Source organism: Microbispora sp. H10670, assembly GCF_014161385.1.
In the GTDB taxonomy this organism is placed as follows: domain Bacteria; phylum Actinomycetota; class Actinomycetes; order Streptosporangiales; family Streptosporangiaceae; genus Microbispora; species Microbispora triticiradicis.
The window spans coordinates 124857-140218 of the sequence record NZ_JABBWW010000008.1 but is presented as its reverse complement, the minus strand read 5'-3'; the positions used below and the strand labels follow the sequence as shown (position 1 = coordinate 140218).

Here is a 15362-nt window from a genome sequence, read left to right as displayed (position 1 = left end):
TTCGGTTGAGTGGCCGAGGCTCGAATCCTCTCGCCGGGAGGTTGAGCGAAGTGACTGCGATAACCGTTCGGATGTTCAACATGGTCGCCGCACTAGCACCCATGTGCAGTCTCGCGTGCCTACAGATCACCTACGTGCAGTTGCAAATTATTCGCGCGGCACGGTCAAACTGGTTATTGCCGAGCGGTAAGTAAGGGAACATGCTGACGAATTTTCCGTCGGCCTTTGTGAGTAGTAGGTCGTTACCTTTAAGGAAGAACCAGTATCCGTCGCCACCGTTTCCCCGAGGGCTCCACGGACCACGTCTGATCTGGTCGGGCGCATTACGAACCTCGTAGATGCGATCCATGTACCACTGACGTGCGGCGCGGTCGCCAGGGTTCATGTTGTAATGCTTAGAGTGATTACCCCAGTGGCTTCCGAACTGCTTATCGCCGACACCATACAGCTCCGGACCGCAGTTATGCGCCAGGAGCGGTATGTTCTTCGCCAACGCATAGTAGGTGTGCAGGCCGTCGATCGTGAGGTTGTGGACGCGCTGACGGGCCGTCCAGTTCTTGATCGCCTGGATTCGGACGTAGGTGCCAGCAGAGGTACGTAACAGCATGCCGGGCCGCAGACGGCCGGCGTCGACCCACTGCCGGAGGTCGGGGACCCAGAAGGGGTGGCCGTCGGTGGCGACGACGTGGCCGGTCTTGTCACCACGCGACCCGTCGGTGTCAATGGTGATGTCGACGAGGTTCTTCTCGCCTTCGCCGCTGATCGTCGCGGTTACGCGGCGATTGACGGTCTTGCCGGTCTCCGGGTCGGTGGCCTTGACCTCGTCGCCTGGCTCCACGGCCGCGATCGCCTTGGCCGAGCCGTCGGCCATCAGGACGGTGGTCGCCGGCGTGAAGCTGTTGGCGAGGCAGTTCGCGCCCTCCTGGACGACGTTCTTGGTGGCGTTCTTGGCGGCGTTGCCGAGAAGGCCGCTGGTGATCTTGCCGGTGAAGATGTCGGCGACTTCCTCGGCCATCGCCTTGCCCGCGGCCTGTCCCGCCGCCTTGATGCCTTGTTGCATCGCGGTGGCCCCGGCCTTGAGCGCGGCTCCGCCCACCGACATCAGACCTCCGGTAAGAGCTCCGATGCTTCCGTCGACGAGGGCGTCGAGCATGATCTGTCCCGCGCTGTGGCCGCCTTCCATGAGGTCCTTGGCGATCGCGCCGGCGGCTCCGGCCACGAAGCCGCAGGCGACGGCCCCCACCCCGGTCCAGCCGATGACCAGGCCGCAGCCGACGCCGACGGCCGTGCTCGTGATGATGCCGACGATCTGCGCCTTGTGCTGCTCGGCGAAGTTGACGGTCGCGTTCCAGGCCTGCTGCGCGTTGCAACCGATGTTCCACCACTCGCAGGCCGGCGGCGGCGACGGCTCGGTCGGCGCGGGGTGCGACGGCGGCGGCTGGTTCTGGGTGGGGCCCGGGCCCCGATCGGGACCGGCGGGGCCGCTTGCCTTCACGCCGGAATCGTCCGACGGGAGGAACCACAGGCCCGACGGGTCGCTCTGCGCGACCGGATTGTTGCCCGCGTACGCGTACGAGGCCATCTGCTGGGGATTGGCGGAGTCGAAGACCGGGTCCGGGGAGACGAAGCGGCCGATGACGGGGTCGTACTCCCGGGCGCCGAGGTGGGTCAGGCCGGTGGGCTCGTCCGTCCCCCCGACATATCCGTGCTCGTTTGGCCAGCTGACGCTCGCCCCGCGCGGCTCACCGAAGGGCTTCTGGCGGCGCTGGGTGACGGCCTGGGTGCCGGCCTCGACTGCCACCAGAGCGGTGCCCTGCCGGTCGGGCATCAGCCAGGTGATTCCACCGCCGGTGCGCTGGGCGATGGTCGACCCGCCGAAGGAGTAGTACCGGGTGCCCGAGAGAGTGCCGGTGGCCGTGGTCAGGCGCAGCTCCATGCCTGGCAGGTAGAGGGTCGCGCCGGTGGCGTCGTGACGGACGAGCCGGGCGCCGTCGACGTCGTAGACGTACGATGTGGTCCCGCCGCTGTCGGTCCCGTCAGCGAGGCGGCCCTCGGCGTCCCAGGTCAGCTTCTGGATGTCGGTGGCCGTCGGCCTCGCGGTCGTGTTGCCGGAGGCGTCGTACGTGAGGGAGACGGTCTTCGACCCGGCCGACGTCGTCGTCGTGACGGACTGCGCGGCGTGGGGGCGGGCACTACCGGGGGCCGGGTAGGTGAGGCTGGTGGTCGTGTCGCCGCCAACCGCGTGGTCGACCGAGCTGGTGCGGTTGCCCACCACGTCGTATCGGAAGGACTGCCAGTAGGGCGCGGGCCCGCCGAGTCCGGCTGCCGAGGGGGTGGGCGCGCAGTCTCCCGAGGACGGCGTCCAGGCCTCGGTGAGGCGGCGCTGGTAGTCGTAGGTGAAGCACTGGGTGTCGGAGGCGCCGCCAGCGGGAGTGTCTGCGACCTTGGTGATGTTGCCGGACGGATCCCAGGTGATGCGCTGGTCGGCGATCGTCGACGGGCTGGTCTCCCGTACGGCGAGGGTGCGCTCCAGACGGCGGGTGGACTCCTCGTAGTAGTAGCCGAGCTGGGCGAGCGGCCCGCCGGCCTGGAAGGTGAGGACCGCCGGCTCGCCCAGGCGGGTGTACTGGGCCTGGGTGACGTACGTGGTCGTGCCGCCGAGGCTCAACGGCTGGCCGGTGTCGGTGTACTCGACGCCGAGCGTCTCCTGCGGCAGGCCGCCGGCGGCGGGCATGGTGGTGGTCGCGACGCTGCCGTTGGCCTTGTAGGTGGTGGCGAACTGGTAGGTGCCGGCGAGCGCGCCTTCGGATGCGGGAACGGTGATCTTCGTTCCGCTGGCGCGGTAGCCGACGTCGTAGCCGGTGACCGCGGTGGTGTAGGCGTTGCCGCCGGACCACCGGGTGGAGGAGGCCACCTGGCCCTTGACGAGGGTGTCGTATGTCCACTCCGCGAGTTTCGTGCTTCCCTCGGAGACGGCGGTCTTGCGGTCGAGCGCGTCGTAGGTGTAGGTGAGGGTGCGGCCGCGGGCGTCGGTGGTGGACAGCACGCGTCCGGCATCGTCGTAGACAGCGGTGGTGGTGCCCTTGTCGGGGTCGTCGACGCGCACCTGGCGGCCGCGTACGTCGTAGCCGTACGTCCACTGGTTTCCGGCGGTGTCGGTGACCGATGCGAGCAGGTTCTTGGCGTTGTAGGCGTATTTGGTGGCGTCGTGAGCCCCCGACGGCGTGGGTCCGTGGTACTGACGCGACTCGACGGTGCGGCCCCGGGCGTCGGTGACGGTGCTGGTCGCGATGCCGCCGGGGGGCGGGGTCACGTCGACGTGGTCGCCGCCGTACGAGGTGGTGGTGCGCCACTTCTCCACCCCGAGGGAGCGGAACACAGACGCGGTGGGCCGGTCGGCGCCGTCGAACAGCGTCAGCGTCTGGGCCGGGATCTGGTTGTCTCCGGCCGGTGTGAACAGGCCGGTGCCCGGTGTTCCGTCGGCGACGTACGCGGCGTCGGTCTTGTAGGCCCGGCCGGCGGTGTCGTAGAAGGTGTCGGTGACGATCCGCCCGCCGTCGGGGCCGACCGCGGGGGCCTGGGTCTGCCGGGGCCGCAGCAGCCCGTCGTAGAGGGCGTACGACGTGGTGTACCCGCCTTTGGCGTTCAGGGTGGACGTCGTGACCGCGGCCGGGCCGTCGGTGCGGATCAGGTAGCCGTAGGTGGTGCTCGCCGGCTGCGTGCCCTTCGCCCGGCCGGGCAGCCAGACGCCGGTGACCCGCCCGAGCGCGTCGTAGCCCACGTCGGTGCGGCGGCCGTTGGCGTCGGTGGTGCCGGTGGTGACGCCCCAGGCCGGTTCGAGGTCGGAGACGGTGGTCCAGCCGAGCGGGTTGGTGACGGTGTTCCTGGTCACCGGTCCGCCCGTGGCGGGGGTGTAGGCGGTGGTGGTGTGGTCGCCGTCGACGTCCCAGGAGTCGGTGACGCGTCCGTAGGCGTCGTAGGCCATCCGGTTTGTGGCCATGAAGGTCGCGACGCCGCCGGACCAGTCCTTCAGCGACTCGACCCGGGTGACGTCGCCCTTCGTCGGGGCCGCGCCCCAGGCCTGGCCGTCGTAGCAGGTGCGCGTGTCACCGATGACCTGGTCGGCGGAGGTGGGGGTCTTGTCGCAGGACAGAGCGTACGTCTGGACCCGGGAGGTGAGGGTCAGCAGCCACGAGGTGGTGTTGCGGGCGTAGTTGTACTTGGTGCACTGGTCGTCCCCGGGGTCGTCGACGTCGCCGTAGTCGTCGGTCTGAATGGCCGCGCCGTACTGGTCGAACTTGGTGACGCTCTTCGTCTGCCGATAGCCCCTACCGCCGTCGAGTGCGATGCGCTGCAGGGTGGCCCCGGTGTTCACGTACCTGGCCTTGGTGGTCACCCCGTCGCGAACCCGGGTGGCGGTCGGCGCGGACATCCACGGGTCGGTCAGCATGGAGGACACCTCGGCCCCTCCGGGCCCGTCGAAGGTGACGCGCTCGCGGATCATCCCGGCGAGGGGGTCGCTGTCGGTCCAGGTGCCGCCGCGGGAGTCGGTCACCGAGACGCTGCGGGTGCCGGAGGGAAGGTGGTCGCCGTCCATGCCGCGGAAGTACAGCGTCTCGCCGTACGACTGCTCACCCGGGTCCCCCTTGGTGACCCCGATCTTCGCGTAGCCGCGCCATACCGACCACGTCTTCTGCTCGTCGGGGATCAGGCCGTCGTCGTCGGTGTAGTGCCACGCGGGCGCGCCGATGTAGTCGTAGAGGGTCTGCACGCGTGGCGCGCCGCCGGTGTGGTCGGTCTCGGACACGGCGGCGACGACGTACTTGTGGAAGTAGTCGGTGACGGGAGCGGTGTATCCGGGCGGGGTCCACTTGACCGGGTAGCACCGCAGCGTGTTCGTCTCCGGGGCGCTCGGCATGCGGGAGCCGGCCACGCAGTCGGGGCCGGAGTAGCGCACCGAGATCTCGCCGCCGGTCTCGGTGCGGATCGAGGCGATCCGCCACCAGTTCATCGCCGGGGAGTGGTCGACCGTGTCCACCCGGTTGGGCATCTGCACACCGGTGAACGTGACGTCGGGCACCGTGAGCGTCCCGCCCACCAGGCCGCTGTGGCTGATGGAGGCCAGCCACAGCCCCGCCCGGGTGCCGTCGCCGGGGTCGGGATAGGTGTGGTTGAGCGTCCACGACTCGACGTCGCGGTACGCCGAGGCGCCCCACACCTGCGTGGTCACCTTCGCCAGCCGCTTGGTGGTGAAGAACGTCGGCGATCCCAGCGTGCACGAGGTGCCGGTGCAGGACTGGTCCCAGGGCACGTCCGGCCAGTTCGCCGGGTGGGCCGAGTCGCAGGTGGTGTTGGGCAGGCACCGGTCGGCCACGGTGAACAGCACCCGGGCCGGGGCGTTGCCGTACTCGGCCTCGGTGCGGGTGCCGTAGTCGATCTCGGTCAGGTACCCGCCGCGCTCATAGGAGGTGGACTTGGCCGGGTCGAGGTCGCGGGCGTACATGTTGGTCTCGGTGCCGTAGCGGTACGACATGGAGTTGCCGTGCGGGTCGACGACGTAGTCGAGGTTCCACCGCCACGCCTGGCGGCACCAGGAGGCGTCGAAGGTGGCCTGGTGGCACGGCTCCCCGGCGTCGTCGCCGAACACCGGTACGGTCCAGGTCGAGTTGGTCTCCGGCCTGCCCGACGTCCATCCCGGCAGGCGGTTCAGCCCGAACCAGTACTGCGTGCCGTTGGCGGTGGTCACCTTCCAGTACTCGCCGTTGTCGTCGCCGTTGGCGCCGCCGGTGAGATGCTCGATCTTCGAGCCGTCGTCGGACTTGGGATGCCATGTGCCGGTGGCGTCGTCGCGGATCAGTTCGCTGGCCCTGCCGCCCAGGGACATGGTGGCGTTGTCGGTCGCCCAGCACTGGTCGCCGGTCTTGGGCTGCACGCCGTCGTCGCCGCACGGCTTGTAACGGCGCTCCACATAGCCCGACCACATCTCGAAGCCCTCGCCGACCCAGGAGGGCTGGTTGTTCGAGGCGGCGTGCCGGCCGTCCACGCTCTGCGCCGAGTAGGCCAGCGAGAGCTGCGGGGACGGCCCGCCCAGCCCCGGCGGCACGCGCAAGGCGTAAGACCAGGAGAAGTCGCCCGAGGAGCCGCCCTGCGACCACGCCCCGGACGCGGACAGGGTGGTGGCCGCGAAGGTGCCCGACGAGCCGGACGGCGACGCGGTCGCCGCGAGCAGTGTCCCGGCGCCAGCCGCCGCGGACACCTCGGCGGAGACCGTCGTGCCGTCGTTGGCCGAGGCAAGCGGCGTGCCCTGGCAGCCCGCCTGGCCGGGCGTGGTCAGTGCGCACTCCGGCAGCGCCACCAGGCGCAGCCGCCGAGCCCAGTCCGCGCCGTAGGCCGAGCGGAAGCCTGAGTAGTCGAGCGCGACGTGCACCGGGCCGGCGGCGGTCCCGCCGTCCGCCCGGCTCACCCGCAGCAGCACCGCGTCTGGCCGCCGCACGGCGGTGGCGGCCCGGTCGAGCACCCGCACCGTGACGCGGGAGGGGGCCGGGCCGTGCCTTCCGTCCAACCTCGCCGCACCCGGGCCGAGCCGTACGGGCGCCATCCCCGGAACCTTCGTGTCCGAGGGGCCGACGTCCACGGTGGCCGCACCGGGGCCGGGCCACTGGGGAGCGGGCCTCGCCCCCTTGAGCGAGTGCCCGGCCGCGGGGTCGGCCGCCGTTGCGTGCGCCGTGTCCGCGGGCCCAACGGGGACCACGTGCTCGCGCTGGACCTTCAAGCGCTGGAACTCCGTCTTCGGCTGGGCCGCGGCGGGAGCCTGGCCGATGAGCGAAGCTGTCAGCGCCACAGCCGTGCCCGCGCCGACTACGTGAGACAGCAGTCGAGGGATGGTCCGGCTCCTTCGTGGGCCGGAACCCATGGTGAACACGCTATGCCTCCTCGTGGAGGTGGTCGATGACGGGATCGCGCTGTAGCCCTGGGAACCACAGGGCGGGGTGGCAGCGCTGTGTACTGTTCTCCGGCGTCCGGGGGACGTGATCGTCAGCCGCCAGACTCGGGCAAGCAGGCGCGTCACTGGTTGAACAGATCGGCGACCTGGGCGTCCGACAGGGCTCCGAGGAAGACGCGGACGTGGTCGAGGTCGCCCTTCCATGGCGCGGTGGCGGCGCCGTTGTAGATGGACCTCCCGGCCGCGGCCGCCCCGGTGGCGGCGTACGTCGTCACCGCGGTGCGCGACCCGGCGAGCTGCCCGTTGACGTACAGCCGGGCCTCCTGGGTGGCCGCGTCGTACACGCCCACCAGGTGGGTCCAGGTGTTCAGAGCCGGAGGCGCGGACGAGGTGACGTAAGTGATCGGCGGATTGTCAACGTCCTTGCCGTGCACGGCCAGCGACCACCGGTTGTCGACCTGGTCGTACTGCAGGGCGAAGGCGCAGTTGCGCGTGCCCGCCTGACACACGGCGGTGCGGAAGGAGCTCGTGTCGGTTAGCCGGACCCAGGCCGAGGCGCTGAAGCTCTGGTCGGTGAGCACGACGGGCCCGCTCGCGGTGAGCACTCCGGTGCCGTCGAACCGGGCGCCTCCGGCGCCGTCGTGGCCGCTCGCCGGGTCGAACGTCACGCCGCCGGAAGGCGTCAGGGAGTGGCCGCGCCCGGAGGAGTCGGACCCGTCGGAGGTCAGGTCCCACGCGGCCGCCGGCGTTGTCGTGCCCGCGAGGGCGGCCACCTCGTCGGGATAGACGAGCCGGTCCCACACCCGCACGTCGGCCACGTCCCCAGGGAATGGGCTCGTGATCATCCCGTTGAAGCGCTCGGCGCCGATGAGCAGGCGGCCCGTGGCGTTCCACCCGATGTGCGTGGTGGCGGTGCCGCCCGGCCGTCCGTCGACGTAGAGCGTCATCGTTCCGGTGCCGGCGTCGTAGGTGCCCGCCAGGTGGGTCCAGGCACCCACACGCGGCGCGGTGGGCGAGGTGGCTCTGGTGGCCGGGGGGTTCGCCGTGTCGGCGTTCTGGGTGGCGAAGGCCCATCGGCCGGACCCCTTGTCGTACTGGAGGATCATGCTGCTCGCGGTGGCGCCCTCCTCGGCGACGGCCGTGGCATAGGCCGCCGTGGAGGTCAGCCGCACCCACGCGGCCACACTGAAGCTCGTGTCGGTTGCGGCGACCGGGCCCGTCGTGGCGGCGTAACCGGTCGTGCCGTTGAGGGCGAGGGCGTGCCCCGGCGTCATCGTCCGGTCCTGGGCCCAGGTCACGCCGCCGGTCGCGGTGGCCGGGTGGCCGTTGCCCGAGACGTCGCCCAGCGAGGTGCCCGAGCCCTCGTCCGTCTTCCAGTGGCCGACCGGCGGGGTGCCTCCACCGGCGTAGAAGACGTATCTGCGGACCGGGGAGGGGTTGCCGGCCCTGTCGACCGAGCGCACGTAGAGGGTGTTGATGCCGATCGCCCCGGGAGTGGCCGTGACCGTGACCCCGCCGCCGATGGAGCCGGCCGCCACCTCCGTCGTCGGCGGATCGGCCAGGCCGTACCGGTACGCGGCCACGTCCGAGACCCCGCCCGCGCCCAAGGTGAAGGATCCGGGTACGCCCCGGGCGCCGTGGAAGTCGCCGTCGGCGGGGTAGTCGGCCGAGGTGACGGTGGGCGGGGCCGGTGGGGCGGCGGTGTCCACGCGGAACGCGCACTGGCCTGACAGGGCGGAGGTGTCGGTGCCGTCGCCGGCCTTCGCCTGCCAGAAGTACGAGCCGCCGTCGGCCAGTCTGCCGGCGGGGATCTTCATGACGGCGCGGCTGCCCGAGGCCACGTTCGACTGGACGACCTTGTCGGTCTCGGAGACCGATCCGCCATTCGCGGCCCAGTACATGCTGACGCCGAGCGACTGGCCGGCGTCGGGGTCCGACACCGCCGCGCTCATGGCGGGGGTGAGGGTGCCGACGTAGGTGCCGCTGCCGCACGCCTTGCCGTCGACGGTGAGGTTGTTCGGCACGTCGGGCACCGAGTTGTAGTCGACGGCGATGACGGCGTCGGTGTCGAACCGCTTCCAGCCGTACACGCTGGTCTCGTCGGCGGCCCGCAGGGCGAGCGTCACGTCCGACCAGCCGCTGGCCGCGCCGTCCCTGATCAGGCCGGTGATGTCGAACTCCACGGAGCCGTCGTTGCAGCCGTACCACTCGTTGCCCTTCGCGGCGTTCGACTCGGCCACCTTCCGGTTCCAGCCCGGCTGGTTGTTCCAGGTCGTGGAGGAGCTGATGCTGCCCGTCCACCACAGCTGCACGACGCTCGGGGAGCAGGAGTAGGCCCACTTCTCGGTGATCTGGAAGGTCGCCTTGAGGATGTGCTTGCCTTTCACCCCCGAGGTGTTCAGGCGGAAGAACGACCTCACGGCCGTTCCGTACGCCGGGTCGAGGCCCACCATGACCTTGCCGTCGGGATCGTCGGCGAGGTTGGCGCCGTTCCAGAAGGAGGCGGCGGGGTCCTGCTGGAGGGCCGAGGTCCAGGCGAGCCTGGAAGCGCTGTACGACGGGTCGATGGTGACGGGGAACCGGGTGTCCGGGTCGGCCAGCATCGTCCGGTCGGGGCGCAGGATCAGGGTGCCGTCGCGGAGGGAGACCCCGACGGCCGCCTGAGCGGGGGAGCCGCCGCCCCCGGGCGTGGTGTCCCACATGCGGGCGGGCGGGGAACTGAGCACCACCCGCCCGTCCCGGTCGTGGGCGACCAGCGCGCCGTCGCGTTCGACCGCGACCTCGGCCCCCGTCGTCCGGAGGCCGAAACGGATCTCGCTCAGGGCGGAGGCCGCCGCCCGGGAGCTGACGACGAGCCGCTCGGAGAACCCGCCGTCCTCGGCGCGCATCACCAGGTCGACTCCCGGCAGCACCTGCCGGTAGGTGGCGGTGTCACCGTCCAGAGCCGGCTCCGGCAGAGTGCCGGGCCAGGTGAGGGTGAGCCGCCATCCCGCACCGCCGAGGATGGCGAGCGGGTGCGACCCGCCAGGGGAGAAAGTCACCGGCATGGTCGTCGCGGCCGTGGTGATCGCGCCGTCCGCGTCGCGCCGCAAGGTCGGATCCACCGGCACCCACCCGTCGCCGTGCTGCACGCGGACCGGCCGGACCGACTCCTCTGCGGTGAAGGAACCGTCGGGGTTGACGTAGACCGTTCCCGTGGCTGACCTGTCGGCCTCCACCTCGATCCGGTGGTGGGATGTGCGAGCAAGGGCGAGCGAGGACGTCTCGTCGGTATGCGCCGGACGGTCCGGTCCGCCCGGGCTCACCCCAGGTGACGGCGGCGGGGTGCCCGCCGCGGCCGGTGGGGCCGCCGTGAGGAACGCGGTCACGGTGACGCTCAGGGCCGCGAGGACGGCCGACATGCGACGGCGCAGGGGGGTGGGTGACATCTTGCCTCCGGGGCTCCGCTCAGGGCACCGACATCGCACCAGGGCGGAGGAAGCTGATCAACGCCTGCGAACAGTCCGCGACCGTACGGCGACCGGCTCGCGAACACGGCTCGCGCGGGCCGGCCGACGAGAGAACGTTCGCCCAGGCTCGCTCGTCCCCGACGTCGAGGCCGCGCATCGTGGCCTTGTACTCCGCGAACGGATCCAGGCCCACCGCTGCTCGCCGCTCGTCCAGATGCTCAACGCCCTCGATCGGGTACGAGCCGTCGCTGTCGCCGTAGAACTGGGTGCCGTACAGCTGCGGGCGCCCGGAGTTCACCCGCATCCGGGCCTATAGCGCCTACTTCGCCAAAGAAAAAGTCCTCCCGAAGTAATCTTCCGGCCACGGGACGCAGCACGCGTCCTGGGCGTTCGGAAAGCGCCTGCGGGGCGCCGGGCTGCTCGGCTCGATGGGCACGGTCGGCGATTGTTTCGGAATGCACAGCCCCGTCACGTTCGAGAGCCTCTACCTACCCGCAGACACCATCGAGTGACCACACCGCAGGTGTCCGTGCTACGGAGGGAACCTCAGAATGAGGCCAGAACGCAAGATCTTTAGTGGCCTTCTAGGACCTGTTTCTCGCGTCCGTTCCCACGGCGCGCACAGCACTAGCATCGGGCTCCGTGATCGTATGGCTTAACGGCACCCACGGCTCAGGCAAGACGACGACCGCTGCACTCGTGCAGCAACTGATCCCGAATTCACGGGTGTTCGACGCCGAGAAGGTAGGCGAGACACTCATGGACATCACGCCGGGGCTGCCGGCGACCGACAACTTCCAGCACTGGCCGCCGTGGCGGCCACTCGTAGTCGAGACCGCCCGCCTCGTACTCGACTACACCGGCGGCACTTTGGTGATGCCCATGACTGTCCTGGTCGAGCAGTACTGGCGCGAAATCAGCACGGGCCTCACCCAACATGCCATCCTCGTACGGCACTTCGTCCTCCACGCTGACCAAGACACCCTCCGCAGGCGCATCGAGGGGGACACTCTTCTCGGCCCCCGCCCCTCCCCCTTCCGTCTCAGATATCTTGAGCCCTACGCCGAGGCGGCCCGCACGTGGCTACACGGCGAGGCCGAGGTCGTCGACACCACGCACCTAACACCCGCCCAGGTAGCACTGCAGATCGCACAGGCCCTCAAAAGTTGAGGTTTGCCCCCACGCGAAAACTGTGCACCCCGGTGAACGTTTCCGGTCACAGCACCAGCGATCAGCCCCCGCCAGTTACGGCCTGCGCTCATGCTTGGCGACCACCTCGGGGCCGGAGTGCCCCCGCCGGAGGCATGCTCTTTCTCTTGCTCCACGCGCGACTTATGCTCTTAACTCTCCGCTGCGGGCAACGGCGGCGGAGCGGTGGGCGACGGCGCGTGTGTGGTCGGCGGGTTCGGTCGGTACGGTGTGGCGCTGCTGCGGCGGGGCGGCCCGAGCCGCTCGCGCAGGGTGTGGACACCCGGACCATCATGGAGATCCTCGGCCACAGCACGATCGTGCTGACCATGAACGCCTACGCCCACGTGCTGCCCGAGCATCAGGAGACAGCACTCGACAAGCTGGAAAAGGCGCTCGGGGGACTCGCGTAGGACGTTGCCGTCAACCGTAGCCGTCAACAGCCCCCAACGATCATGTTCGCAGAGCCGTTTTCGCAGGTGGGGCGCCAGGGACTCGAACCCTGAACCGACGGATTAAAAGTCCGCAGCTCTGCCATTGAGCTAGCACCCCTTGGTCATGCCCCTCGGACTCCCGCGTCGCGGTGTGATCCGGCAGGACACTCCCCAAGATGCAGGGTACAGACAGTACCGCGTACATGGCGACGTCATTGTCCCTGATCGCCCCATCAGGGATCGCGGCCGGGTCAGCGGAAGGCGTCGAGGCCGGTGAGCGCCTTGCCCAGCGTCAGCAGATGCACCTCCTGGGTGCCCTCGTACGTCAGCACGGACTCCAGGTTCGTCATGTGCCGGATGACCGGATACTCCAGCGTGACGCCGTTGGCCCCGAGCACCGTACGCGCCTCGCGGGCGATGTCCAGGGCGGCCCTGACGTTGGCCAGCTTGCCGAAGCTCACCTGGTGCGGCTTCAACGAACCCGCGTCCTTGAGACGGCCCAGGTGGAGGGCGGTGAGCCCGGCCTGGCCGAGCGCGACGGCCATCCAGGCGAGTTTCTCCTGGGTGAGCTGGAAGCCGCCGATCGGCTTGCCGAACTGCACGCGGGTGGTCGCGTAGTCCACGGCCGCCTCCAGGCAGGCTCGGCCCGCGCCGACGACGCCCCACAGGATGCCGTACCTCGCCTCGGTGAGGCACGAGAGCGGGCCCTTCAGGCCCGTCACGTCCGGCAGGACCGCGGACGCGGGCAGCCGTACGTCGTCGAAGTACAGCGAGGACGTGACCGAGGCGCGCAGCGAGAGCTTGCGGTGGATCTCGGCGGCGGAGAACCCGGGCGCCGAGGTGGGCACGACGAAGCCGCGGATGCCCTGGTCGGTGCGGGCCCAGACCACCGCCACGTCGGCGACCGAGCCGTTCGTGATCCACATCTTGGCGCCGTTCAGGATCCAGTCGCCGGACGGGTCCTGCCTGGCCGTGGTCCGCATGCCGGCCGGGTCGGAGCCGTGGTCGGGCTCGGTGAGGCCGAAGCAGCCGATGGCCTCCCCGGACGCCAGCCGGGGCAGCCACTCCTCCTTCTGCTCCTCCGAGCCGTACTTCCAGATGGGGAACATGGCCAGCGACCCCTGCACGGAGACGAACGACCGCAGGCCGGAGTCGCCCGCCTCCAGCTCCCGGCAGGCCACGCCGTACGAGACCGCGTCGAGCCCGGCGCAGCCGTACCCCTCCAGGTGCATCCCGAGCAGGCCGAGGGAGCCCAGGGCCGGGGCGAGCTCGCGGGCGGGGAAGACGCCCCGCTCGAACCACTCGCCGACGTACGGGAGGACCTTGTCGGAGACCACGTCCCTGACAGCGTCCCTGATCAGGCGATGCTCGGGGTCGAGCTGGTCGTCGAGGTCCAGGAGGTCGTCCATGACGGTCAGGCTATAGGGGCCGCTTCGGGGTAGGGCCAGGGGGAATCCCGATGTGCGCTCGCACCCCCAAAAGGCATTGTGGAGGCATGAACGAGATGAACACCAACGGTTCGGTCAAGCAGCTCCACCGCACTCGAAACGGCAGGATCGTCGCCGGCGTGTGCTCGGGCGTGTCCGAGTACACCGGCATCGACGCCAACATCCTGCGCCTCGCCCTCGCCGTGGCGAGCTTCTTCGGCGGCCTCGGCTTCGGCGTCTACGCCGTCGCGTGGCTCCTGCTCCCCGAGGAGGGCAAGCCCACCTCCATCGTCCAGGACCTGATCAACAAGAACAAGGACGGCCACGTCTGGCACGACGCCAAGGCCAAGTGGGACACCGTCCAGCAGGGCTGGCAGCAGAAGCAGTCCCAGCCCACCTACACCGGCACCGGGAGCTACGAGCAGCACCCGTACGGCCGGCCGTCCACCGACGGTCCGCAGAACCAGGGCGGCCAGGGCACGCCGCAGGCCTGATCATCAGGCGGCGGCCCGGACCTTGGCGATGATCTCCGTACGCGACTCGGTCCAGAGCACGGCGAGCACCGCCGCGGCGCACAGCCCGGCGATCCCCGCCAGCGTCACGACCGGCTCTGGACCGAGCCGTTGGGCCGCGGCGCCCCCGATGAGGATGCCGGTGCCCTGGGCGGCCATGAGCGCTGACTGCACCAGCCCGAACGCGGCGGCCCGCCCGGACGGCGGCACGCACTGCACGAAGGCCGCATTGGCCGCGAGCTGGTACGCCCCGCCGACGCCGGACAGCACCCACAGGGCCAGCACGCCCTCCAGCGGCGGCCGTACGACGCACACCACGAGCGGCGCGCAGGTCAGCATGGCCAGCCAGCCCATTCCCCGCAGCCGGCCCGCCGGCGTGACGAACCGCCCGAAGACGAAGGCCCCGAGCACGGTCCCCGTCGGCATCGCCGCCATCAGCAGGCCCGTGATCACCGCCACCGGCAGCCGCCCGTCGGCCAGCGTCGCGGCGTACGGCGCGGCGATCCCCTCCGGCAGCACGTAGAACCCGCACAGCAGGGCGAACAGCACGAGCGTGCGCAACCGCCGCTCACCGAAGACCAGCCGGGCGCCGGTCCACGTCATCCGCCAGACGGACGGCCGTTCACCGTCCTCCCGCTCGGGCGCCGGACGGCGGCGCACCCCCGCGAAGATCACCAGCGCCGACCCGAGGAACGTCGCGCAGTCCAGCGCCAGCGCGCGGTACGGCCCCAGCACGGCGATCGCGGCGCCCCCGGCGGCGAACCCGAGCATCTGCACGGCCTGGTTCGTCATGTTCTGCAGCGCCGACCCCACGACGTACCGGTCGCCCTCCAGCACCTCGGGCAGCAGCGCCGCGCGGGCGGCGGAGAACGGCGCGCCGAGCAGGACGACGCAGAAGACCAGCGCGCACAGCACGGGGAACGGCGTCGCCGGAACGGCCATCGCGGCCATCGTCAGGGCACGCAGCAGATCGCACCAGAGCATCACCCGCCTGCGCGGATACCGGTCGGCGAGCCCGGCCAGCAGAGGACCGCCCAGGATGGGCGGCAGATAGGTCAGCGCGTAGACCGACGCTGTCGCCAGAGGCGAAGCCGTACGGCTGTAGACGAGCACGGCGAGCGCCACCTGGGCGAGCTGGTCACCCAGCAGCGACATGCCCTGGCCGAGCCACAGGGACCGGAACTCGGGGATCGCGGCGACCTCGCGGTAGGTGACGCGGGTCGCGGGAGGACGGCGGTGCCGGCCGGACAGCCTGCCGGGTTCGGTGGCCGCCATCTCACTCCGCGGGAATCGCCCCGCCGGCGACGGCCGCCGGTGCTCGCCGCGGTCGAAGAATCTGACAGTGCGTGGTCGCCATGTCACTTACAGTGCCCGGCGGGCACGCCTTTTGCAAGCGATAGGTCATCCCC

The 15362-nt window shown here is 70.5% G+C and carries 8 protein-coding genes and 1 tRNA gene; 3 read left to right on the top strand and 6 right to left on the bottom strand.

The window, feature by feature from the left end; translation table 11 throughout:
• Window positions 1-130 precede the first annotated feature (130 nt).
• The 3 genes from HHX33_RS14255 to HHX33_RS14245 form a co-directional block, all read right to left on the bottom strand.
• Entirely contained in the window at window positions 131-6841 is a 6711-nt protein-coding gene (locus HHX33_RS14255) for an RHS repeat-associated core domain-containing protein (RefSeq protein WP_182875007.1), read from the bottom strand.
• Between the two features lie 224 nt (window positions 6842-7065).
• Complete coding sequence (locus HHX33_RS14250; RefSeq protein WP_182875006.1) at window positions 7066-10371, bottom strand: LamG-like jellyroll fold domain-containing protein; 3306 nt, start codon at window positions 10369-10371, stop codon at window positions 7066-7068.
• A gap of 19 nt (window positions 10372-10390) precedes the next feature.
• Window positions 10391-10696 carry a hypothetical protein gene (locus HHX33_RS14245; RefSeq protein ID WP_182875005.1) on the bottom strand — a complete coding sequence of 102 codons (306 nt, stop codon included), beginning with the start codon at window positions 10694-10696 and terminating at the stop codon, window positions 10391-10393.
• Between the two features lie 338 nt (window positions 10697-11034).
• Between HHX33_RS14245 and HHX33_RS14240 the strand changes: the two genes are divergently transcribed.
• Window positions 11035-11562, top strand: coding sequence for an ATP-binding protein (locus HHX33_RS14240; RefSeq protein ID WP_182875004.1), 528 nt, complete (start codon window positions 11035-11037; stop codon window positions 11560-11562).
• Window positions 11563-11855: 293 nt separating this feature from the next.
• Window positions 11856-11993 carry a hypothetical protein gene (locus tag HHX33_RS14235; RefSeq protein WP_220501809.1) on the top strand — a complete coding sequence of 46 codons (138 nt, stop codon included), beginning with the start codon at window positions 11856-11858 and terminating at the stop codon, window positions 11991-11993.
• A 67-nt stretch (window positions 11994-12060) separates the two neighbouring features.
• Here the strand turns inward: HHX33_RS14235 and HHX33_RS14230 are convergent.
• Together HHX33_RS14230 and HHX33_RS14225 are read right to left on the bottom strand one after the other, a co-directional pair.
• A tRNA-Lys gene (locus HHX33_RS14230) sits at window positions 12061-12132 on the bottom strand.
• A 133-nt stretch (window positions 12133-12265) separates the two neighbouring features.
• Complete coding sequence (locus HHX33_RS14225; protein WP_182875003.1) at window positions 12266-13423, bottom strand: acyl-CoA dehydrogenase family protein; 1158 nt, start codon at window positions 13421-13423, stop codon at window positions 12266-12268.
• A gap of 86 nt (window positions 13424-13509) precedes the next feature.
• Here HHX33_RS14225 and HHX33_RS14220 point away from each other — a divergent pair, with 86 nt between their 5' ends.
• The gene (locus HHX33_RS14220) at window positions 13510-13935 is read left to right on the top strand and encodes a PspC domain-containing protein (protein ID WP_111699114.1); all 426 of its coding nucleotides are present in this window, start codon (window positions 13510-13512) and stop codon (window positions 13933-13935) included.
• A gap of 3 nt (window positions 13936-13938) precedes the next feature.
• Here the strand turns inward: HHX33_RS14220 and HHX33_RS14215 are convergent, their stop codons facing one another.
• Window positions 13939-15228, bottom strand: coding sequence for an MFS transporter (locus HHX33_RS14215; protein ID WP_182875002.1), 1290 nt, complete (start codon window positions 15226-15228; stop codon window positions 13939-13941).
• Window positions 15229-15362 lie beyond the last annotated feature (134 nt).

Bases quoted from the DNA above. Each gene is read 5' to 3' on its own strand.
- HHX33_RS14250 (WP_182875006.1), bottom strand. From the start codon at position 10,371: ATGTCACCCACCCCCCTGCGCCGTCGCATGTCGGCCGTCCTCGCGGCC.
- HHX33_RS14245 (WP_182875005.1), bottom strand. From the start codon at position 10,696: ATGCGGGTGAACTCCGGGCGCCCGCAGCTGTACGGCACCCAGTTCTAC.
- HHX33_RS14225 (WP_182875003.1), bottom strand. From the start codon at position 13,423: ATGGACGACCTCCTGGACCTCGACGACCAGCTCGACCCCGAGCATCGC.
- HHX33_RS14220 (WP_111699114.1), top strand. From the start codon at position 13,510: ATGAACGAGATGAACACCAACGGTTCGGTCAAGCAGCTCCACCGCACT.
- HHX33_RS14215 (WP_182875002.1), bottom strand. From the start codon at position 15,228: ATGGCGGCCACCGAACCCGGCAGGCTGTCCGGCCGGCACCGCCGTCCT.